18 protein-coding genes and 1 tRNA gene are annotated in these 22,401 nt (G+C 70.3%); 18 read left to right on the plus strand and 1 reads right to left on the minus strand.

Features of this window, described 5'->3' with window-relative positions; translation table 11 throughout:
• Nucleotides 1–3: 3 nt before the first annotated feature.
• Nucleotides 4–387: a succinate dehydrogenase, cytochrome b556 subunit gene (sdhC, locus tag ACX80F_RS04015; RefSeq protein ID WP_052274151.1), complete on the minus strand. Its 384-nt coding sequence runs from the start codon at nucleotides 385–387 to the stop codon at nucleotides 4–6.
• 248 nt (nucleotides 388–635) lie between these two features.
• Between sdhC and ACX80F_RS04020 the strand changes: the two genes are divergently transcribed.
• From ACX80F_RS04020 to ACX80F_RS04105, 18 genes are all read left to right on the plus strand, one after another.
• On the plus strand, nucleotides 636–1,790 hold the full coding sequence (locus tag ACX80F_RS04020) for a mannose-1-phosphate guanylyltransferase (RefSeq protein ID WP_459335103.1): 1,155 nt from the start codon (nucleotides 636–638) through the stop codon (nucleotides 1,788–1,790).
• Between the two features lie 78 nt (nucleotides 1,791–1,868).
• A complete protein-coding gene (locus ACX80F_RS04025) occupies nucleotides 1,869–3,074 on the plus strand; it encodes an amidohydrolase (RefSeq protein ID WP_459335104.1) in 1,206 nt (401 codons plus the stop codon).
• Nucleotides 3,075–3,339: 265 nt separating this feature from the next.
• The gene (locus ACX80F_RS04030; protein ID WP_459335105.1) at nucleotides 3,340–4,452 is read left to right on the plus strand and encodes a BMP family lipoprotein; all 1,113 of its coding nucleotides are present in this window, start codon (nucleotides 3,340–3,342) and stop codon (nucleotides 4,450–4,452) included.
• A 175-nt stretch (nucleotides 4,453–4,627) separates the two neighbouring features.
• On the plus strand, nucleotides 4,628–6,172 hold the full coding sequence (locus ACX80F_RS04035) for an ABC transporter ATP-binding protein (protein WP_459335106.1): 1,545 nt from the start codon (nucleotides 4,628–4,630) through the stop codon (nucleotides 6,170–6,172).
• Nucleotides 6,169–7,566 (plus strand): ABC transporter permease, encoded by a 1,398-nt coding sequence (locus ACX80F_RS04040; protein ID WP_459335107.1) that lies wholly within the window; start codon nucleotides 6,169–6,171, stop codon nucleotides 7,564–7,566. Before ACX80F_RS04035 ends, ACX80F_RS04040 begins: the two co-directional genes overlap by 4 nt.
• Nucleotides 7,563–8,858 carry an ABC transporter permease gene (locus ACX80F_RS04045; RefSeq protein ID WP_459335108.1) on the plus strand — a complete coding sequence of 432 codons (1,296 nt, stop codon included), beginning with the start codon at nucleotides 7,563–7,565 and terminating at the stop codon, nucleotides 8,856–8,858. The genes ACX80F_RS04040 and ACX80F_RS04045 overlap by 4 nt, the downstream gene beginning before the upstream one ends.
• A 12-nt stretch (nucleotides 8,859–8,870) precedes the next feature.
• Entirely contained in the window at nucleotides 8,871–9,278 is a 408-nt protein-coding gene (locus tag ACX80F_RS04050; RefSeq protein ID WP_459335109.1) for a cytidine deaminase, read from the plus strand.
• 58 nt (nucleotides 9,279–9,336) lie between these two features.
• Nucleotides 9,337–10,623 (plus strand): thymidine phosphorylase, encoded by a 1,287-nt coding sequence (locus ACX80F_RS04055; RefSeq protein ID WP_459335110.1) that lies wholly within the window; start codon nucleotides 9,337–9,339, stop codon nucleotides 10,621–10,623.
• A 213-nt stretch (nucleotides 10,624–10,836) separates the two neighbouring features.
• A complete protein-coding gene (locus tag ACX80F_RS04060) occupies nucleotides 10,837–11,544 on the plus strand; it encodes a DedA family protein (RefSeq protein WP_459335356.1) in 708 nt (235 codons plus the stop codon).
• 24 nt (nucleotides 11,545–11,568) lie between these two features.
• Complete coding sequence (locus tag ACX80F_RS04065) at nucleotides 11,569–12,726, plus strand: adenosine deaminase (protein ID WP_459335111.1); 1,158 nt, start codon at nucleotides 11,569–11,571, stop codon at nucleotides 12,724–12,726.
• A gap of 8 nt (nucleotides 12,727–12,734) precedes the next feature.
• Nucleotides 12,735–13,454 carry a MazG nucleotide pyrophosphohydrolase domain-containing protein gene (locus ACX80F_RS04070; protein ID WP_459335112.1) on the plus strand — a complete coding sequence of 240 codons (720 nt, stop codon included), beginning with the start codon at nucleotides 12,735–12,737 and terminating at the stop codon, nucleotides 13,452–13,454.
• A 147-nt stretch (nucleotides 13,455–13,601) separates the two neighbouring features.
• Nucleotides 13,602–14,882 carry a phosphopyruvate hydratase gene (eno, locus tag ACX80F_RS04075; RefSeq protein WP_459335113.1) on the plus strand — a complete coding sequence of 427 codons (1,281 nt, stop codon included), beginning with the start codon at nucleotides 13,602–13,604 and terminating at the stop codon, nucleotides 14,880–14,882.
• 84 nt (nucleotides 14,883–14,966) lie between these two features.
• Nucleotides 14,967–15,800 (plus strand): FtsB family cell division protein, encoded by an 834-nt coding sequence (locus ACX80F_RS04080; protein WP_459335114.1) that lies wholly within the window; start codon nucleotides 14,967–14,969, stop codon nucleotides 15,798–15,800.
• An 88-nt stretch (nucleotides 15,801–15,888) separates the two neighbouring features.
• The gene (locus tag ACX80F_RS04085; RefSeq protein WP_459335115.1) at nucleotides 15,889–17,547 is read left to right on the plus strand and encodes a DUF501 domain-containing protein; all 1,659 of its coding nucleotides are present in this window, start codon (nucleotides 15,889–15,891) and stop codon (nucleotides 17,545–17,547) included.
• 4 nt (nucleotides 17,548–17,551) lie between these two features.
• Nucleotides 17,552–18,994 (plus strand): S8 family serine peptidase, encoded by a 1,443-nt coding sequence (locus ACX80F_RS04090; protein WP_459335116.1) that lies wholly within the window; start codon nucleotides 17,552–17,554, stop codon nucleotides 18,992–18,994.
• A gap of 34 nt (nucleotides 18,995–19,028) precedes the next feature.
• Nucleotides 19,029–20,462: an NAD(P)/FAD-dependent oxidoreductase gene (locus tag ACX80F_RS04095; RefSeq protein ID WP_459335117.1), complete on the plus strand. Its 1,434-nt coding sequence runs from the start codon at nucleotides 19,029–19,031 to the stop codon at nucleotides 20,460–20,462.
• A 128-nt stretch (nucleotides 20,463–20,590) separates the two neighbouring features.
• Nucleotides 20,591–20,663: transfer RNA gene (locus ACX80F_RS04100), tRNA-Leu, on the plus strand.
• Nucleotides 20,664–20,882: 219 nt separating this feature from the next.
• A complete protein-coding gene (locus tag ACX80F_RS04105; RefSeq protein ID WP_459335118.1) occupies nucleotides 20,883–22,307 on the plus strand; it encodes an ABC transporter substrate-binding protein in 1,425 nt (474 codons plus the stop codon).
• The last annotated feature ends 94 nt before the right edge of the window (nucleotides 22,308–22,401 follow it).

Below are 22,401 nucleotides of genomic sequence, written 5' to 3' on the forward strand. Positions count from 1 at the left end.
GTACTAACCTCCGAAGACGTGCGAGAGATGGCGGATCGAGAACGCGATCATGACGACCGCCCAGAGGCCGACGACGCTCCAGAGCATCTGGCGGTGGTACTTGGGGCCCTTCTTCCAGAAGTCCACGAGGATCACGCGGATGCCGTTGAAGGCGTGGAAGACGATCGCGGCGACGAGGCCGAGCTCTCCCAGACCCATGATCGGGTTCTTGTAGGAGGCGATGACGGCGTCGTACGCCTCGGGGGAGACCCGCACGAGCGAGGTGTCCAGGACGTGGACGAGGAGGAAGAAGAAAATCACGACCCCGGTGATGCGGTGGGCCACCCAGGACCATTGGCCTTCCCGGCCACGGTAGAGGGTGCCCGTTGGTGACAGTGTCTTCGGCATTGAATTGACCTCCCTGCATCGCGAGGGCGTTAGCGCGATATACGCAGGGATTACGCCGGTGCGACAGCACTCTTCAGATAGGAATAATCTAGGCCGGTGACATTTCCGGTTCAATGTAGGGCTCCCTCACCTGTGACGTTGTTAACACCGCCACTGCCACCGCCACTGCCCCCGGCGCCGACGCGGGCGCCGACCCCGCCCCGACGGGTGGAAGCCCGGTCCTGCAGGCGTCGGCTACCGTGGAATGGATGAGTACCGAGAGGGCGGCTGCCCACATCCCTGACACCGAGCCCGCGGACGATCCGCTCGCGCGCTTCCACGGCGTGATCCCCGCGGGAGGCACCGGCACGCGCCTGTGGCCGCTCTCGCGCGCGGCCGCTCCCAAGTTCCTGCACGACCTCACCGGTTCCGGCAGTACCCTGATCCGTGCCACGTACGACCGCCTCCGTCCGCTCTGCGACGGGCGGATCATGGTCGTCACCGGTGTCGTCCATCGGCGCGCGGTGCTCGCGCAGCTGCCCGAGATCGAGGACCTGAACCTCGTCCTCGAGTCGGAGCCCAAGGATTCCGGGGCCGCGATCGGGCTGGCCGCCGCGATCCTGCACCGGCGGGACCCGCGGATCATCATGGGGTCGTTCGCGGCCGACCAGGTGATCGCGCCCGCTGACATCTTCCAGGCCGCCGTCCGGGAGGCCATCCACACGGCGGCCCGCGGCTACATCGTCACCATCGGCATCAAGCCGACCCATGCCTCGACCGGCTTCGGGTACATCCGCGCCGGCGAGTCCCTGGCCGTGGACGGGGCGCCGAGCGCGCACGCCGTCATCGAATTCGTGGAGAAGCCCTCGCAGGACGTTGCCCACGGCTACATCGAGAGCGGCAACTACTCCTGGAACGCCGGCATGTTCGTCGCGCCGGTCGACCTCATGCTCAAGCACCTCTCGGCCAACGAGCCGGAGCTCTATGCCGGCCTGACCGAGATCGCCGAGGCCTGGGACACCCCCCGGCGCGTCGAGGTGGCGCGCCGCGTCTGGCCGACGCTGCCCAAGATCGCCATCGACTACGCCGTCGCGGAGCCCGCCGCCGCCGCGGGTGACGTCGCCATGATCCCCGGCGAGTTCAGCTGGGACGACGTCGGCGACTTCGCGGCCATCGGCCGGCTGAACCCGGCCGAGGAGAACAGTGAGCTCACGGTGATGGGGGAGGGCGCGCGCGTCTTCTCCGAGAACGCCTCGGGCATCGTCGTCTCGGACACCAAGCGGGTGATCGCGCTCATCGGGATCGACGACGTTGTCATCGTGGACACCCCCGACGCGCTGCTCGTCACCACCAAGGAACACGCCCAGGAGGTCAAGACCGCGGTCGAGAGACTGCGCGCCAGCGGTGACACGGACGTGCTCTGAGAGTGCAAGCGACCGGCCGGTAACGGCGCTCCGGCAATCGGATGCCGCTCGCCCCGCACCGGTGGGTAGGCTGAGGAGGTGGAAACGTTCAGCACCCAGAGCACTCCTGCCTCACGGGCAGGCGCATCCCTCGATGTCCTGCTCGACGAGCTGACCGGCATCCGGCGTGACATCCACCGCCACCCCGAGCTCTCCTTCAAGGAACACCGCACCACGGACCTGCTCGTCGCGCGGCTCCGGCAGGCGGGCCTCGTTCCGCAACGGCTGACGGGTACCGGCGTCGTCGTCGACATCGGTCGCGGGCCGCTCCGCCTCGGACTCCGGGCGGACATCGACGCCCTGCCGATCATCGAGGAGACGGGCCTGCCGTACGCGTCGGCGTCCAGGGGCGTCACGCATGCCTGCGGCCACGACATCCACACGACGGTGATGCTCGGCGTCGCCCTCGTCCTCGCCGACCTCGACCGCGATCAGCCCCTGCCCGGCACGGTGCGGATCATCTTCCAGCCCGCCGAGGAGATGATGCCGGGCGGTGCGCTCGACGTGATCGCCCAGGGGGTCCTCACCGGCCTGCCCCGGATCCTCGCGCTGCACTGCGATCCACGGATCGACGTCGGCCTGGTGGGGACGCGCATCGGCGCCATCACGTCGGCGTCGGACACCATCCGCGTGGAGCTCAGCGGGCGGGGCGGCCACACCTCGCGCCCCCACCTCACCGAGGACCTCGTGTTCGCGCTGGCGTCCATCGCCGTCAACGTGCCGGCCGTGCTCTCCCGGCGCATCGACGTGCGCAGCGCCGTCTCCCTGGTGTGGGGACAGATCCACGCCGGGTCCGCCCCCAACGCGATCCCGGCGCACGGCTACATGTCGGGCACGCTGCGCTGCCTCGACGCCGACGCCTGGAAGTCCGCGGGCGAGCTGCTCGACAGTGCCGTCCGCGAGGTGGCGGCTCCGTTCGGTGTGACCGTGAAGCTCGAGCACACCCGCGGCGTGCCTCCCGTGGTCAACCAGGAGGCGGAGACCGGCCTGCTCGAGGCCGCGGCCCGCGCCGAGCTCGGCCCGAGCGCCGTCGTGCTGACGCCGCAGTCCATGGGGGGCGAGGACTTCGCCTGGATGACCCAGGAGGTGCCCGGCGCCATGATGCGGCTGGGCACACGCACCCCCGGCGGGGAGATCTACGACCTGCATCGGGGCGACTACCGGCCGGACGAGCGGGCCATCGGCTACGGGATCCGCGTCATGACCGCGGCGGCCCTGCGGACCGTGTTCGACGCCGAAGCGTAGACGCCGACGCGCAGGAAACAGGGCAGGCATGACATTCGCAGGTGCGCAGGTCCCTGTGCATAACGAAATCCGAACGATCGGGACCTGCGGTGGGCCTGTGTCGTGTTCCCCGTCACTTGGCCCTTAGGATGGGCGCATACGTGCTGCACCGACGGTGTCGCGGCGCCACGGTCTTCCAGTGACAACAGAGCCTCGGATCAATCGTGACCGGGATGGACACTCGCTGGTATTCCTTCCCGTGGCGCATTTCTCTCCTGGAGGCATTTTGAAGAACTCACTGCGCAAAATCACGCGCGGCACCGGCCTGTCCGCGGCCGTTCTCGGCGTATCCGCCCTCGTCCTCTCCGGTTGCGGAGCGCCCCCCGCCGAGGAATCGTCGGGCGGCGGTTCGAGCGCCGAGGCGAATTCCGACTACCTCGGCTGCATCGTCTCCGACGAAGGCGGGTTCGACGACCGCTCGTTCAACCAGTCCAGCTACGAGGGCCTGAAGAAGGCCGAGGCGGACCTCGGCATCAGCATCAACCAGGCCGAGTCGCAGGCGCCGACCGACTTCGGCCCCAACGTCGACCAGATGGTCCAGGCCGGCTGCGACCTCACCGTGACCGTGGGCTTCCTGCTCGCCGACACCACGAAGGCCGCCGCCGAGGCGAACACCGAGGCGAACTTCGCGATCGTCGACGACAACTCGATCGACCTGCCGAACGTCAAGCCGATCATCTACGACACGGCGCAGGCGGCGTTCCTGGCTGGGTATGCGGCGGCCGCGACGAGCGAGACCGGCAAGGTGGCCACGTTCGGCGGCATCAACATCCCGACCGTGACCATCTTCATGGACGGCTTCGCCGACGGCGTGGCGTACTTCAACGAGGAGACCGGCGGCGACGTCCAGCTCCTCGGCTGGGACAAGGAGAGCCAGAACGGCACGTTCATCGGCAACTTCTCGGACCAGGCGGCCGGCAAGACCAACACCCAGAACTTCATCAACGAGGGGGCGGACATCATCATGCCCGTCGCCGGCCCGGTGGGCTCCGGTACGCTCGACGCCGTCATCGAGGCCAACGCGGGCGGCCAGGACGTCAAGGCCATCTGGGTCGACTCCGACGGCTATGAGACCGCGGGCAAGGGCGAGGAGTTCATCCTCACCTCGGTCATGAAGCTCATGGGCGACGCCGTCGAGGACGTCATCAGCACCGACGTCGAGGGCGAGTTCGACAACGCCCCGTACGTGGGCACCCTGGAGAACGGCGGCGTCGCACTGGCGCCGTTCCACGACCAGGAGGCCAACGTCCCCGAGGATCTGCAGGCGACGCTCGACGAGCTGAAGGAACAGATCATCGCGGGCGACATCACGGTCGAGTCGGCCGCCAGCCCGAAGTAGCACGGCAGCGCACCATGACCGCCTTCCTCCCGCGGGGTCACTCCGGGAGGAAGGCGGTTTGCGTTCGAGGCCAGGTCGGTGCGCCGATGCCCCGCCCGGTATCCTTTCCGTGGCTTCCGCTCGTCCAGCGACGAGTCAGGACACGACCCGAAGAACAGAACAGGTTGGATGAGTTGTGAAACTCGAACTGATCGGCATCACGAAGCGATTCGGATCGCTCGTCGCCAACGACTCCATCGATCTCGTCGTCGAACCCGGACAGGTGCACAGCCTGCTCGGTGAGAACGGGGCCGGCAAGTCGACGCTCATGAACGTGCTGTACGGACTGTACGACCCCACCGAGGGCCAGATCCTCGTCGATGACAGGCCCGTGACCTTCCATGGTCCCGGGGACGCCATGGCCGCCGGGATCGGCATGGTGCACCAGCACTTCATGCTCGTCCCCGTCTTCACCGTGGCGGAGAACGTGGCCCTCGGCAACGAGGCCACGAAGGCTGCAGGCGTGCTCGACCTGCAGAAGACGCGCACGCGCATCCGGCAGATCTCCGACCAGTACGGGTTCGACGTCGATCCCGATGCCGTGGTCGAGGACCTGCCGGTCGGCGTGCAGCAGCGCGTCGAGATCATCAAGGCCCTCGTGCGCGACGCCGAGGTGCTGATCCTGGACGAGCCCACCGCGGTGCTGACGCCCAAGGAGACCGACGAACTGCTCGGCATCATGGGGCAGCTCAAGGCCGACGGGAAGTCCATCGTCTTCATCTCGCACAAGCTCCGCGAGGTCAAGGCCGTCTCCGACGTCATCACCGTCATCCGCCGGGGCAAGGTCGTCGGCACCGCCGACCCCGGGGCGTCGACCACCGAGCTGGCGTCCCTCATGGTGGGGCGATCCGTGAGCCTCACGCTCGACAAGCAGCCCGCGACCCCCGGCGACGTGACCTTCCGGGTCCGCGACCTCACGGTCAAGGCCGCCAACGGGCAGCGCGTCGTCGACGGGCTCAGCTTCGAGGTGGCGCAGGGCGAGATCCTCGCCATCGCCGGTGTCCAGGGCAACGGGCAGACCGAACTCACCGAGGCCATCATGGGCCTCCAGGACCACGTCACGGGCTCGATCACGCTCGGCGGCGAGGAGCTCCTGGGGCGCAGCGTCAAGGACGTCATCCGCGCCGGCGTGGGATTCGTCCCCGAGGACCGCAGCGTGGACGGCCTCGTCGGCTCGTTCTCGGTCGCCGAGAACCTCGTCCTCAACCGGTACGACGGCGCCCCCTTCGCCCGGGGTCTGTCCATGTCACCCGCCCTCATCGAGAAGAACGCCGAGGAGAAGATCGCGGAGTACGACATCCGCACGCAGTCCGCGACCGCCGCAGCCGGAACGCTGTCCGGCGGGAACCAGCAGAAGGTCGTCATGGCCCGCGAGTTCTCACGGCCGCTCGAACTGTTCATCGCCTCGCAGCCCACCCGGGGGGTCGACGTGGGATCCATCGAGTTCCTGCACCGGCGCATCCTCGCGGAGCGCGACGGCGGCACCCCCGTCATCATCGTCTCGACCGAGCTCGACGAGGTCCTGGAACTCGCCGACCGCATCGCCGTGCTGTATCGCGGACGCCTCATGGGCATCGTGCCCGGAACGGCGTCACGCGATGTCCTCGGCCTGATGATGGCCGGCATGCCCGGCGACGAAGCACTGGCCCAGGTACACGACGTTCGAGGAGGAGACCTGTGAGCCCGCAGGACGACAGGCCGGGCACCCCGGCAACCGGTGGCGGCGCTCCGCGCAGCCGCCGGGAAGCGAAGAAGGCCGCGCGCCAGGACGAGGCGCGCCACGAGAGCGAGGTCGAGACGGCCGGAGGGGAAGTGCCCCCTCCCGCCGTGCCCCCGACCGCGGCCGGTCTCGGCGGCGGACCCGCGCCGGAGTCGACGCTCCTGCAGCGCGTGATGACCGGGAACGCGCTCGTCGCCTTCCTGTCCGTGATCCTCTCCCTGATCCTCGGCGGCCTGCTCATCGCCGTCACCGACGAGAACGTGGCCCGGGCGTCGTCGTACTTCTTCAGCCGGCCCCAGGACACTCTGGCGGCGGCCTGGACGGCGGCGTCGAGCGCGTACATCGCGCTCTTCCAGGGCTCGGTCTTCAACTTCCAGGGTGAGACCTTCGCCCGGATGATCTACCCCCTGACGCAGACGCTGACGGTGGCCACGCCGCTCATCTGCGCGGGCCTCGGCGTGGCGCTCGCGTTCCGCGCCGGCCTGTTCAACATCGGCGCCCAGGGCCAGATCCTCATCGGTGCCACGTTCGCAGGCTGGGTCGGCTTCACCCTCGACCTCCCGGTCGGCATCCACCTCCTCCTGGTGGTCCTCGCCGGCATGATCGGCGGCGCGATCTGGGCGGGGATCGTCGGCGTCCTCAAAGCGCGCACCGGCGCCCACGAGGTCATCCTGACCATCATGTTCAACTACATCGCCGTGAACCTGGTCCTCTACCTGCTGAGCACCCCGGCGTTCCAGCGGCCGGGATCCACGAACCCGATCAGCCCCCAGCTCGACACGACGGCGCTCTACCCGCCGCTGCTCGGCTCCGGGTTCCGTCTGCACTGGGGCTTCGTCGTCGCCGTGCTGGCGACCGTGTTCGTGGCCTGGCTGCTCAACCGCTCGACGGTCGGCTTCGAGCTGCGCGCCATCGGTGCCAACGCGAGCGCCGCCCGAACCGCGGGCATCAACGTGAGCAAGGGCTACATCCTGGCGATGGCCATCGCCGGCGCCCTCGCGGGACTTGCAGGCGTGGCGCAGGTGTCCGGCACCGAGAAGGTGCTGACCTCGGGCGTCGCGGCGAGCTTCGGCTTCGACGCGATCACCGTCGCCCTGCTCGGGCGTTCCACGCCGTGGGGCACCTTCGCGGCGGGCATCCTGTTCGGTGCGTTCCGTGCCGGAGGCGTGACCATGCAGGCGTCGACCGGGACCAGCATCGACATCGTCCTCGTGGTGCAGTCGCTCATCGTCCTCTTCATCGCAGCGCCTCCGCTCGTCCGCGCGCTGTTCCGCCTCCCCGCACCCGGCGCGCCCCGCGCCGGCAAGGGCGGCTCCACGACCCCCACGCCAGCCTCGACCGGAGCAGCAGCATGAGCACAGCAACCACCGAAGCGCCCGCCCGCGGCGCCAGCGGCACCGGTGACACCGGAGTGCGGAGCTGGAAGACCCCGATCATCCTCGGCGTCGTCGCGCTCTTCTCCCTCCTGGTCTTCGCCGTCGGCGCCCCGGGCAACGACGTCACGTTCCGTCTCTCGCAGGACGGCGACGCGATCGTCCTGCCCCCGATCGTGGTGTCGGCGCCCGTCATCGGCTGGATCGCCGCCCTCGGGATGGTCGCCCTGGCCGTCGTCGCGTTCCTGCGGACGCGCTCCGGTCGGAGGATCCCCACCTGGGTGCCGGCCATGTTCGCCCTCCTGTTCCTCATCGCCTTCCTGACCTGGGTGGTGGGCAGCGCCCGCACACCGAACGTGGCCCTCTACGGCCTCCTCGCCGGGTCCGTGACCCTCGCGGTCCCGCTGATCTTCGGTTCGCTCTCGGGCATCCTGTGCGAGCGTTCCGGCGTCGTCAACATCGCGATCGAGGGGCAGCTGCTGTTCGGCGCCTTCGCGGCAGCGGTCGCGGCGTCGCTGTCCGGCAACGCGTTCGTCGGCCTCGTCGCCGCGGCCGTCGCCGGCGTCCTCGTGTCGCTCGTCCTCGCCGTCTTCAGCATCCGGTACGTCGTCAACCAGGTGATCGTCGGCGTCGTGCTGAACGTGCTGGTCTCCGGGCTCACCGGCTTCCTGTTCTCCGCCGTGCTGACCGAGGACCCGCAGCGGTGGAACTCCCCACCGCGCCTGCCCATCATCCAGATCCCCCTGCTCTCGGACATCCCGGTGATCGGGCCGATCCTCTTCGAGCAGACCATCGTCGGCTACCTGATGTACGTGGCCGTCGCCGTCATCTACGTGGCGCTCTTCCGCACCCGGTGGGGCCTGCGGACCCGGGCCGTCGGGGAACACCCGAAGGCCGCCGACACCCTGGGCGTCAACGTGAACCGGATGCGGTTCAGGAACGTGCTGCTGGCTGGCGTCGTCGCGGGGATCGGCGGGTCGTTCTTCACGCTCGTCGCCGTCTCGGGCTTCGGGCGCGACATGACGGCGGGCGCGGGCTACATCGCCCTGGCGGCCATGATCTTCGGCCGCTGGAATCCGATCGGAGCGTTCTTCGCGGCGCTGCTGTTCGGGTTCGCGACGAACCTGTCCAACGTGCTCAGCCTGCTCGGCACCCCGGTGCCCGACCAGTTCCTGCGCATGCTGCCCTATGTGGTGACGGTCTTCGCCGTCGCCGGCCTCGTGGGCCGCTCGAGGGCGCGGGGAGCCAGCGGCATCCCGTACATCAAGGGCTAGGAGGAACCCGCCATGACCGACACCACCACCGCGGACGGAATCCCCTGGGAGACGCTCACCGCCGCCGCCACGGAGGCGATGAGGCACGCCTACGTGCCCTACTCGAAGTTCCCCGTCGGTGCGGCTGCGCTCCTCGACGACGGCCGGATCGTCTCCGGCTGCAACGTGGAGAACGCGTCCTACGGGCTGACGCTGTGCGCCGAGTGCGCGCTCGTCAGCGCGCTCGCCATGAGCGGCGGAGGGCGCATCCGCGCCTTCAGCTGCGTGGACGGCGAGGGCAACACCCTCATGCCGTGCGGGCGCTGCCGCCAGCTGCTGTACGAGTTCCGGGCACCCGACATGGTGCTCCTGACCGTCAGCGGCATCCGCACCATGGACGAGGTCCTGCCGGACGCCTTCGGCCCCCAGCACCTCGCCTGAACACCCGCCCCCTCCCCGACAGCCATCCCGCCCCGCCGAACAGATCCGAGGATCCTCCATGACCGAAGCCTTCGACGCCGTCGACATCATCCGCATCAAGCGCGACCGCGGCACGCTCTCACCCGAGCAGATCGACTGGACCATCGACGCCTACACGCGCGGGACCATCGCCGACGAGCAGATGGCCGCCCTCAACATGGCGATCCTCCTCAACGGCATGGACCGCGCCGAGATCTCCCGCTGGACGGCCGCCATGATCGCCTCGGGGGAGCGGATGGATTTCTCCTCGCTCGGCCGCCCGACGAGCGACAAGCACTCCACGGGCGGGGTGGGCGACAAGATCACCCTGCCGCTCGCGCCCCTGGTCGCCGTGTTCGGCGTCGCCGTGCCGCAGCTGTCCGGCCGGGGCCTCGGCCACACCGGCGGGACCCTCGACAAGCTGGAGTCCATCCCCGGCTGGCAGGCGCACCTCAGCAACGAGGACATGCTGCGCCAGCTCGCCGAGGTGGGCGCGGTCATCTGCGCGGCCGGCACGGGCCTCGCGCCGGCCGACAAGAAGCTCTACGCCCTGCGCGACGTCACCGGCACCGTCGAGGCCATCCCCCTCATCGCGTCCTCGATCATGAGCAAGAAGATCGCCGAGGGCACCGGCTCGCTGGTCCTCGACGTCAAGGTGGGCAGCGGCGCGTTCATGAAGGACGAGACCCGCGCCCGCGAGCTCGCCGAGACCATGGTGGCGCTCGGCAAGGACGCCGGCGTGAACACCGTGGCGCTCCTGACCGACATGAGCACCCCGCTCGGGCTCACCGCCGGTAACGCGATCGAGGTCGAGGAGTCCATCGAGGTCCTCGCCGGCGGCGGGCCGTCCGACGTCGTCGAGCTCACCGTGCGCCTCGCCGAGGAGATGCTCGCCTGCGCCGGCGTGCACGACGCCGATCCCGCCGCTGCCCTGAAGGACGGCCGCGCCATGGACGTGTGGAACCGGATGATCGAGGCGCAGGGCGGCGACCCGCGCGCGGCCCTGCCGGTCGCGAGGGAGTCCGAGGTCATCCTCGCCCCGGCCGACGGCGTGCTCGTGGGCCTGGACGCGCTGTCCGTCGGTGTCGCCGCGTGGCGCCTCGGAGCCGGTCGTGCCCGCAAGGAGGACCAGGTGCAGGCGGGGGCCGGGGTGCGGATGCACGCGAAGCCCGGGGCCACGGTGCGGGCGGGGGAGCCCCTGATGACGCTGCTCACCGACACCCCGGACAGGTTCGAGCGCGCCCGCGAGGCGCTGGCGGACGCCGTCGTGATCGCGCCCGAGGGTTCCCGACCGGCGCAGCGGCTCATCATCGACCGTATCGCCTGAGGCGGGTCCCGCAGGATCCCCTAGGGGTAGGCGCGGCCGGTCTCATCCCTCGGGGTGAGGCCGGCCGTTGCGCATCTCGCCCGGAAGGCCGACGACCCGGCCACCGGCCCGCCGGTAGCGTCGGAACCACACGCGGGCCCGGGAAGCGCGGTCGCGGCGATGCTCGCAGCGGCGGCCGGCCGCTCGCTCGGGCGACGACGGCAGGAGCGGACGATGGACGTGATCATCACCGCGGTCGACGGCATCGGCGACGCCGTCCTCGCAGCCGCAGGACAGCCCTGGGTGTATCTCCTCGTCCTCGCCTGCTGCCTCGTCGACGGTTTCTTCCCGCCCGTCCCCAGCGAGTCCGTCGTCGTCGGCCTGGCGTCCCTCGTCATCACGCAGGGGGTGCCCGATCCCTGGCTCCTGATCCTGGTGGCGGCGCTCGGTGCATTCCTCGGCGACAATCTCGCCTTCCTCCTCGGCCGATGGATCGGCACCACACGGTTCCGGTGGATGCGTGGGCCACGGATGCGACACTCCTTCGCCTGGGCGGGCAGGGAGCTCGCCCGGCGCGCGGCGTCGCTCATCCTGGTAGCGCGCTTCATCCCGATCGGGCGGGTCGCGGTGAATCTCACCGCCGGCGCGACCGGCTACCCGCGGCGCCGCTTCGTCGCCCTGACGGCGCTGTCCGGGGTGGTGTGGGCAGGGTACTCCGTCGGGATCGGGGCGGTGGCCGGTACGTGGTTCCAGCACAACCACCTGCTCGGGGTCGCCGTGGCCATCGGGATCGCCGTCGTGATCGGCGTCGGCATGGACCGTCTGATCACGCTCCTCCGTGGCTCGACCCCGCTGCAGCCCGCGTCCGGGGAGCCGGGCGGGGCGTCCGCCGGTGTCCCCGGGGACCGGCCCCGACCGGTGCACGGGACGAGCCCGCGCTGATGCGCATCGCGTAGGCTTGGCAGCGTGACCCAGACCCAGAACGACGCCCTCCCCGACGCCGCCATCGACATCCGGACCCTCCCCAAGGTGTCCCTTCACGACCATCTCGACGGCGGGTTGCGGCCGGCCACCATCCTCGAGCTCGCCGCGGCAATCGGCCACGAGCTGCCGGCCTCCGACGCCGAGTCGCTCGGCACCTGGTTCCGCGAATCCGCGGACTCGGGGTCCCTCGAGCGGTACCTCGAGACGTTCGACCACACGATCGCCGTCATGCAGACCCGTGACGGGCTCATCCGGGTGGCACGGGAGTTCGTCGAGGACCTCGCGCTCGACGGCGTCGTCTACGGTGAGGTCCGCTGGGCCCCCGAGCAGCACACGCAGCAGGGCCTGAGCCTCGACGAGGCCGTCGAGGCCGTGCAGGAGGGGCTCGAGGCGGGAGCCGCTGCGGCCATCGCCGCCGGCCGCGTCATCCAGGTGGGCCAGCTCATCACCGCGATGCGGCACGCCGACCGCGGCCAGGAGATCGCCGAGCTCGCCCTCCGCCACCGCGACCGCGGCGCCGTCGGCTTCGACATCGCCGGAGCGGAGGCCGGCTTCCCGGCCTCCCGCTTCACCGACGCCTTCACCTTCCTCGCCTCCGAGCAGTTCCCCGTGACCGTCCACGCCGGCGAGGCGGCAGGCCTGGACAGCATCCGGGATGCGCTCGTCGCCGGCCGCGCCCTGCGCCTCGGGCACGGCGTCCGCATCGCGGAGGACATCGAGATCGAGGAGTCGGAGGACGAGCAGGCCGCGGACGGCGAGGAGGTGGGGATCGCGAACCTCGGCCTGGTCGCCTCGTGGGTGCGGGACCGGGGGATCGCGCTCGAACTGTGCCCGTCCTCCAACCTGCAGACCGGGGCCATCGAGGCCTTCGGCACCACCATCGACGCGCACCCCTTCGACCTGCTGTACCAGCTGGGTTTCAAGGTCACCGTGAACACCGACAACCGCCTCATGAGCGGGGTCACCCTGACCGGTGAGTTCGAGTTGCTCGTCGACACCTTCGGTTACGACCTCGGGGACCTCCTCGCGCTGACCCTGAACGCCGTCGACGCCGCGTTCCTGCCGCTCGAGGACCGTGAAGCCCTCGCCGAGTACGTGGCGCAACGGTTCGACCACGCAGCCGGGCTGGCCTCCGCCTGAGCCTCCCCGTGACGGACACGGCAGCATCGGGTGTCGCGCCCGGGAGTCCGCCGGGCGCGGCGGTGGAGCGCCTCGTGGAGGTGGTCGCCCAGCTGCGCCGCCGGTGCCCGTGGACGGCGGCCCTGGACCATGCCGCGCTGCTCGAGTACCTCGTGGAGGAGACGTACGAGCTCTACGAGGCGGTCGACGACGTCGTCCGTGCCGGGGCGCCGGACCGCGAACTCCTCGACGAACTCCGCGGCGAGCTCGGCGACGTCCTGTTCCAGGTGGTGCTGCACGCACAGCTCCAGGCCGAAGCAGGATCCTTCGGCTTCGCGGAGGTCGCAGCAGGACTCACCGACAAGCTGGTACGCCGGAACCCGCACGTGTTCACGGCGGACGGCAGTCTCCGGACGGCGACGCCCGCGGACGGGAACGACCCTGCGCCGCCGTCGGTCGACGGGATCGTCGCGGCATGGCAGGCCGTGAAGGCGCAGGAGCGGCCCGCCCGCACGTCGCCGTTCGACGGCATCCCCCACCACCTCCCGGCGCTGGCCTTCGCGGCGAAGACCCTCGGGCGCGCGGGGGAGGGCCGGCAGGTAGCAGGGAGTGGAGCCTGCAGTGAGGCCGAGCTCGGCCGGGAACTGCTCGCCCTCGTCCGCCGGGCGGCCGGTGCGGGCCTGGACCCGGAACGCGCCCTGCGCCGGGCGGTGCTGGACTACCAGCGGAACGCCCTCGACGGGGCGTGAGCCCGGACAGCCACCGTCACAAATGGCGGGGGGCGCGGCATGGGCGGGACGCATGTGAACTAGGCTGGGAGCAACACCTCCGTTGCTTACGACAAAGACGTCCCAACAAGATGTGACCCCTACACTCCAACGAAGAGGAGCTATTCCATGGCCATCATCGATGCCATCCACGCGAGGGAGATCCTCGACTCCCGCGGAAATCCCACGGTCGAGGTCGAGGTACTGCTCGACGACGACACCTTCGGCCGCGCGGCCGTCCCCTCCGGCGCGTCCACCGGTGCATTCGAAGCCAACGAGCGCCGCGACGGCGAGAAGGACCGCTACCTCGGGAAGGGCGTCCTGCAGGCCGTCGAAGCCGTGATCGAGCAGATCCAGCCTGCCCTCCTCGGGTTCGACGCCGCCGACCAGCGGGCGATCGACCAGGCGATGATCGACCTGGACGGCAGCGAGAACAAGTCCAACCTGGGCGCCAACGCGATGCTCGGTGTGTCCCTCGCCATCGCCCGCGCCGCCGCCGAGTCCTCGACGCTCCCGCTGTACCGCTACCTCGGTGGCCCGAACGCGCACGTGCTGCCCGTTCCCCTCATGAACATCCTCAACGGTGGATCCCACGCGGACTCCGACGTCGACATCCAGGAGTTCATGATCGTGCCGCTCGGCGCGCAGACCTACTCCGAGGGGCTCCGCTGGGGCGTCGAGGTGTACCACGAGCTGAAGTCGGTGCTCAAGGAGAAGGGCCTCGCCACGGGCCTCGGCGACGAGGGCGGCTTCGCCCCGAACCTGCCGTCCAACCGCGACGCACTCGACCTCATCACCACCGCGATCGAGCGCGCCGGCTACACGCCCGGTACCGACATCGCCTTCGCACTCGACGTGGCTGCGTCCGAGTTCTACAAGGACGGCGCGTACCAGTTCGAGAGCAAGTCCCTCAGCACCGCGGAGATGAGCGCCTACTACGAGGAGCTCGTCCGCGACTACCCGCTCGTCTCCATCGAGGACCCCCTCGACGAGGACGACTGGGAGGGCTGGAAGCACCTCACCGAGGTCCTCGGCGACAAGGTGCAGATCGTCGGCGACGATCTCTTCGTCACGAACCCCAAGCGCCTCGCCAAGGGGATCTCCACCGGAACGGCGAACTCGCTGCTGGTCAAGGTCAACCAGATCGGTACGCTGACCGAGACGCTCGACGCCATCTCGATGGCCCAGCGCGCCGGCTACACCACGATCACCTCGCACCGCTCCGGCGAGACCGAGGACACCACGATCGCCGACATCTGCGTGGCCACCAACGCAGGCCAGATCAAGACCGGCGCCCCCGCCCGGAGCGAGCGCGTCGCGAAGTACAACCAGCTGCTCCGCATCGAGGAGGAGCTCGACGACGCCGCACGCTACGCCGGTCGCAGCGCCTTCCCGCGTTTCACGGCCTAGTTGATCGGCAGTTGATCGAAAGGGCGGTTACCCTCGTTGGACGGGTCCCGCGAGACCCACGCGACAGCATTGACGAGGAGCTCCATGACCGTCCGCCGCCCTAACGTGCCGCGAGCCGGCCGCCCGACGCCGACGGCGGAGGAGCGGCCGGCTCCCGGGACGTCCAAGGGCCAGCCCGCCCACGGTTCCCGTACCGCCCCGAACGCCCCGGCCGGATCCGGTGCGGGCACCCGGGGCGCCGGCCACGCGTCGGCGCCATCCCGGCCCGCCGGGTCCTCACCGCGGAAGCCGTCCACCGCGCGCGCCGCGGGTCCCTCGGCGACGAAGGATCCGCGCACCGCGCAGGGATCCGGTGCCGGCCCACGCGCCGCCGCAGGGACGTCCGGGACGACGCCGGCCCGCCCGAAGGGTGCCGGGTCGGCGTCGGCCTCCGCGGCCAGGGCTGCTGAACGATCCCAGCTGGCCGGCAGCATCCGGCGCGGGCGGCTCGGGTCCCGGCGGGCCGACTCGGTCATCGAACCGGCCGAGGAAGCCACCCCCATCCCGGCGAAGGCGTTCTCCGGACGCCTGCTCGCCCTCGCCGTCGTCCTCGTCGCGGTGATCGTGCTGCTGGCGCCGTCCGTGAGCCGCTACCTGCAGCAGCAGACCGAACTCGAGGCCCTCCGGGCGGACATCGCCCAGCTGCAGCAGCAGCAGGCGGACTACACGTCGGAACTCGCACGCTGGGACGATCCCGCCTACGTGAAGCAGCAGGCCCGCGAGCGGATCTTCCTCGTGATGCCGGGTGAGACCCGCTACCTCGTCAAGGGCAGCGACGGCATCGAGGAGAGCACGGGGGAGGGGTCCACCGCAGAGCCCACCGATCTGCCCTGGGTGGACTCCCTGTGGAACTCCGTCGCCCGCGCGGCGACGGACTGAGCGACGCGGCCCCGCCACCGGGGCGGGCTGTGCCGCACCGGGTGCTGCGTCCCACCGCACGCCCGCTGCGAACCAAGGAAGGAACAGCGTGACCGAGCACGACCACCACGACGGACCCGAGGAGCGCCGGGCAACGGATCGCAGGACTCCGACGGGGCGCGACCTCGATGTCCTCAGCCGCCAGCTGGGCCGACCCGTCCGCGACGTCGTCGAGATCGGCGCCCGGTGCGTCTGCGGCAATCCGCTCGTCGCCACCACGGCCCCGCGCCTGTCCAACGGCATCCCGTTCCCCACCACCTACTACCTCACGCACCCCGTCATCACCGCGGCGGTGTCCCGCCTCGAGGCCGACGGCGTGATGACCGCGATGAGCGACCGGCTCTCCCACGATCCCGACCTCGCCGACCACTACCGGCGGGCGCACCGCGCGTACCTGGCGGCACGCGACGCCGTCGGTGAGCGCGCCGGCACCGGCCCGGTCCCCGAGATCGACGGTGTCTCCGCCGGGGGGATGCCCGCACGCGTCAAATGCCTGCACGTGCTCGTGGGCCACGCTCTCGCGGCCGGCGCCGGCGTGAATCCGCTCGGCGACGAGGCGATCAGCCGTATCGCCCCGTGGTGGACGGCGGATCGCTGCTCCTGTGAGGGAGCGTGGGACACCACCGGCCAGGCACCGCACGCCGACCTGAGCCGACACACCCGGACCCAGGGACTCAGCGCGGGTGAGCTCGAGGCGAAGCGGGCGGCACGCCGTCGCGGAGCGGCCGACGCGACCACGACCGACCCCCTGCGAGGAGACACCATGCGCACCGCTGCCATCGACTGCGGCACCAATTCGATCCGCCTGCTGATCGCCGACATCCGGGACGGCGAACTCACCGACGTCGTGCGCCTGATGCGCGTGGTGCGCCTGGGGGAAGGCGTCGACGCGACCGGGCGCCTGTCCGAGGCCGCCCTCGAGCGCACCTTCGCGGCCGCGGAGGAGTACGCGGCGCTGATCGCGCAGCACGGCAACCCGCCTGTGCGGTTCGTGGCGACATCCGCCTCGCGGGACGCCGAGAACCGGCAGGACTTCGTGGACGGCATCCGGGCGCGCCTGGGCGTGGAGCCCGAGGTCGTCACCGGGGACGAGGAGGCCCGGCTGTCCTTCGACGGGGCCGTGAGCGTGCTGGCGACGGACGAGGACGAGACCGTCCTCGTGATCGACCTCGGCGGCGGCAGCACGGAGTTCGTCGCGGGCACCGAGCAGGGCCTCATCGGATCGCTGAGCACGGACATGGGCTGCGTGCGCTTCACGGAGCGCTTCCTCCGGGACGATCCGCCCTCGGAGGAGCAGATCACGGCGATGACGGCCGAGGTCCGGCGCCTCATCGACCGTGCGGCGGACGAGGTGCCGTTGGACCGGGTCACGAAGATCGTCGGCGTGGCGGGCAGCGTGACCACGGTGACCGCGCATGCCCTCGAGCTGCCCGAGTACCAGGCCGATCGCATTCACGGCACGGAACTGCCGATCGCGGCGATTGCCGCTGCGGCATCGGACCTCCTCCACCGGCCGAGGGCGGCGCGGGCGGCGCTGCCCTACATGCACCCCGGCCGCGTGGACGTGATCGGCGCCGGGGCGCTCATCTGGGCGACGATCCTCGAGCGCGTGGCGGTCCTGACAGGTGGACGGGTCGCCACCGCGATCACGAGCGAACACGACATCCTCGACGGGATCGCGTTGAGCGTGGCCCGGCGGGGCTCGTGAGCTGATGCCCATGCCCCGCCGCGCGGCCGCCCGGACGGGGACGGCCCTCGTCGTCGCCCTCACGGTCCTGCTGCAGGCGGCCCTGCCCGCAGCCGCCGACCAGGTGCGCCCCAAGGAGTACTGGCTCGAGGAGTACGGCATCGCCGAGGCATGGGAGACCACGCAGGGCGAGGGCGTCACGGTCGCGGTGATCGACAGCGGCGTGGACGCGACCCACCCCGACCTCGTCGGTGCCGTGGTCGGCGGCACGGACGCCTCCGGCGCCGGCGACCCGGGCGGACTGCGCGGCATCGGCGAGGTCCCCAGCCACGGGACCCTGGTCAGCACCCTGCTGGCCGGCCGCGGCCACACCGATACGGAGGGGTCCGTCGCGCCCGCCCCCGGTCCGTCCGCCGGGACCACCGCGGACGCGGTACCGCCGGCGGAGGGCGGGCCGTTCTCCCAGTACGGGGAGGGCCCCGACGGCATCGTCGGGGTCGCGCCGAAGGCCGACCTGCTCGCGGTGTCCGTCTGGATCGAGGGCCCGAACGGCGGCCCGAACCCGGCAGGGATCTCCGTCGACGAGCAGGTGCCCAACGCCGTCCGCTGGGCCGTGGACAACGGCGCGGACGTCATCAACATGTCCCTCGGCAGCACCAGCACGGCGTGGCCCGAGAGTTGGGACGACGCCTTCCTCCACGCTGAGCAGAACGACGTCGTGATCGTCGCCGCGGCCGGCAACCGGGCGGGCGGACTGACGCAGGTCGGCGCCCCGGCGACGATTCCCGGTGTCCTCGCGGTGGCAGGACTCGACCGGGCCGGCACGGCCAGTGACGAGGCCTCCAGCGAAGGCATCAGCATCGCGGTCGCGGCGCCGTCCGAGAACCTCGTGGGCGGACTCCCCGGCGGGTTCTATGCCGACTGGTCCGGGACCTCCGGCGCAGCACCCCTCGTCTCCGGGGTCGCGGCCCTGATCCGGTCCCGCTACCCGGACCTCACGGCAGCGCAGGTCGTCAACCGCATCGTGGGCACCGCGAGGGACGCCGGAGCGCCGGGCTTCGACACGCTGTACGGCCACGGGGTCCTGGATGTGGCCGCGGCAGTGAACAGCGACATCTCCGTGCCGGAGGAGAACCGGCTGGGCAGCATGGCCGAGTGGATCGAGCTCTACCGGAGGGGCGGACAGACGCCGGCGCCGTCGCCCGAATCTCCCGGCCCGACGCCGGAGGTCATTCCCGTACCGCCCGCGCCGCAGGCGGAGGACCCCCTCGTCTCGGTCCATACCGCCCCGGCCGTGGTGGTGCTCGGCTTCGGCGGCGTGCTGCTGGCCCTGCTCGTCGGGGGTGCCGTGCACGTCGCCCGCGTGCGACGCCGGACGGCTGTCGCGGAGGCATCGGTCGGCGACGAGCAGGGGGTGGCCGGCAACGATCAGCGCGGGGGAGAGGTTCCGGGGCGCCCACCGAGCTAGTGAAGATTTTCACAAAGTCCGGTAGCATCGGGGCATGGCATCGAACCCACACTTCTCTGATCGCCCGCGCATCCTCGTCGTCGGCGGTGGCTACGTCGGCCTCTACGTCGCGCACAGGCTCCAGAAAAAGGTCAAGGACCACGGCGGCATCGTGACGCTCGTGGATCCCCTGCCCTACATGACCTACCAGCCGTTCCTTCCCGAGGTGGCCGCCGGAAGCATCGAGCCGCGCCACGCCATCGTGTCGCACCGCAAGCACCTCAAGAAGACCGAGCTCATCTCGGGCAAGGTCACGTCGATCGATCACGCGGGCCGCACCGCGACGATCGCCCCGTCGGGCGGCGGGGACTCCTTCGAGCTCGGCTACACGGACGTCGTCGTCGCCGCGGGGTCCATCACGCGCACCTTCCCGATCGACGGCCTGAAGGACCAGGGCATCGGCCTGAAGACGATCGAGGAAGCCGTCGCCCTCCGCGACCGCATGCTCGAGCGCATCGAGACCGGCTCCGTCCTCCCCGAGGGCCCCGAGCGGGACCGTGCCCTGACCTTCGTCGTCGTCGGCGGTGGCTTCGCGGGCATCGAGACCATCACGGAGATGGAGGACGCGGCCCGCGACGCCGTCAAGGCCAACCCGCGCCTGAGCCGCAGCGACCTGCGCTTCGTCCTGGTCGAGGCCATGGGCCGCATCATGCCCGAGGTCACGGCAGAGCAGGCCGAGTGGGTCGTGGAGCACCTCCGCTCCCGCGAGATCGAGGTCCTCCTCAACACCTCGCTCGCCAGTGCGGTGGACGGCACGCTCAAGCTCATCAACATGCCGGACAAGACGCCGGCCGACGAGTTCGACACCGACACCCTCATCTGGACCGCTGGCGTGCAGGCGAACCCCGTGGTCCGCTCTACGGACTTCCCCGTCGACGAGCGCGGCCGCGTCCGTGCCTCCGCCGAACTCCGCATCACGGGCGACGACGGGCCCATCGAGCATGCCTGGACCGCGGGCGACGTCGCGGCCGTGCCCGACCTCACCGGAGGCGGGGTGGGAGGGTTCTGCGTCCCCAACGCCCAGCACGCCGTCCGCCAGGCCAAGCTGCTGGCCGCCAACATCCTCGCCGCGAACTACGGTGTGGACGAGGTCAAGGAGTACCGCCACACCAACCTGGGCGCCGTCGCCGGCTTCGGCCAGTTCAAGGGCGTCGCGAACATCATGGGCTTCGGCATGAAGGGATTCCCGGCCTGGCTCGCGCACCGCGGCTACCACGGCTTCGCCATGCCCATGTACGAGCGCAAGGCCCGCGTCATCGTCAACTGGAGCATGAGCTTCCTGTTCGGCCGTGACCTCGCCCCGATCTCGGACCTGCAGACCCCGCAGCGCCAGTTCCGCGAAGCGGCCACGCCGCCGCCGAAGAAGGACACCGCCCTGCAGAGCTCGCCGCCCACCCCGGCGGGCAAGGCCGCGAAGGCATCCGCCTGAGCGCTCGCAGCACGAAGCACGCGCAGCACGCGTAGCCGGAACGACGGCGACCCCCACCGGGTCGCCGTCGTTCTGCATTCCCCCTCAGGTGAGCCGGGTGCTGTCCGGTAGGCTGGAGCGTCCGGTTCGCCCCAGTAGCCCAATGGCAGAGGCAGCAGACTTAAAATCTGTTCAGTCAGGGTTCGAGTCCCTGCTGGGGCACTTCTCCCGCGGAAAGCATCTTGTTCCCACCGATCGGCAGGATACTGATCAGTGCCGCCTGTCAAGGGCCCGATATCCCGCATGTGATGAGCGTTACAAGGATGTAACCCTATTCTCTTATCTCGGACACGAAATTGGATTAGCTTTTCCCATAGGCCAGGAACACCTGGCGACACGCATCAAAGGCAGCAATAGCCTTTCGGTCGAGGAGACTAATTCATGACTGCAACACGCAACTACGCGCGTTTCGGCATTGGGGAAAATGCCCCGCGCGCGGCGAAGATCGCTGCCCTGAGCCTGGGCGTCGCGCTCTTCGCCTCCGGCTGCGGCGGCGGAGGGACGACGGGGTCCGAAGGCGACGGCGCCGACAGCGGCAGCACGGAGACCACTGAGACCACGGAGACCACGGCGGCCGCCGGCGGATCCGCCCTGGCGTGCCCCGAGGGCGAGGGTGCCACCGGTGAGGAGCAGGGCGAGAAGGGCGATCCTGCCGCCGTACCCGCCAGCGAGACCACGAGCCCCCAGCCCCTGAAGCTCGGATCCATCCTGCCGACCACCGGGACGCTCGCGTTCCTCGGCCCGCCGGAGATCGCGGGCGTCGACCTCGCCGTCAAGGAGGTCAACGAGGCCGGCGGCGTGCTGGGGCAGGACATCTCGATCACGCATCGCGATTCCGGCGACACCACCACCGACATCGCGACGCAGTCCGTGACGGACCTCCTGTCCCAGGATGTCAGCGCCATCATCGGTGCTGCATCCTCGGGCGTCTCGAAGACGGTCATCAACCAGATCACCGGCGCCGGCGTCGTGCAGTTCTCGCCCGCCAACACCTCCCCGGAGTTCACCACCTGGGACGACAAGGGTCTGTACTTCCGCACCGCCCCCTCGGACGTGCTCCAGGGACGCACGCTCGGCAACTACATCATGGAGTGCGGTGCGCAGACCGTCGGCATGATCACGCTGAACGACTCCTACGGCACCGGCCTGCAGAGCAACATCCAGGAGGTCGTCGAGGGCGCTGGAGGGCAGGTCGTCGGCAACGAGATGTTCAACACCGGTGATTCCCAGTTCTCCAGCCAGGTGGACGCCATCGCTGCGGCCAAGCCCGATGCGATCGTCCTGATCAGCTTCGACGAGGCCAAGAGCATCGTCCCGCTGCTGGTCGCCAAGGGCATCGATGCCTCCTCGATCTTCATGGTCGACGGCAACACCACCGACTACAGCAAGGACCTCGACCCGGGCACCCTCGAAGGAGCCCAGGGCACCATCCCCGGCCCCTTCACCGGGACCGGATTCCAGGAGGCCCTCGCCACGATCGATCCCAACCTGGACAGCTTCGCCTACTCTGGCGAGAGCTACGACGCCGTGAACCTCATCGCGCTCGCCTCCGAGGCGGCGGGAAGTGTCGAGGGGACGGCGATCGCCGAGCAGCTCGCGGCAGTGTCGAAGGACGGCACCAAGTGCTTCGACTTCGCCGGGTGCGTGACGCTCCTGCGCGAGGGCGAGGACATCGACTACGACGGCATCTCCGGTCCCGTCTCCTTCGACGAGAACGGTGATCCCACGGAGGCAGCCATCGGTATCTACAAGTACGACGCCGACAACAAGCCCCAGCCGAGCCGTTCCGAGGTCGGTCAGCTCTAGGGACTGCCCGGGGTACCACCCCGGTCGGTGACGCAGCACCACGCACAAGGCCCCGGCCGCCCTTCCTCCGAAGGAGCGACCGGGGCCTTGTGCT

This window comes from Arthrobacter sp. TMS2-4 (assembly GCF_054511075.1).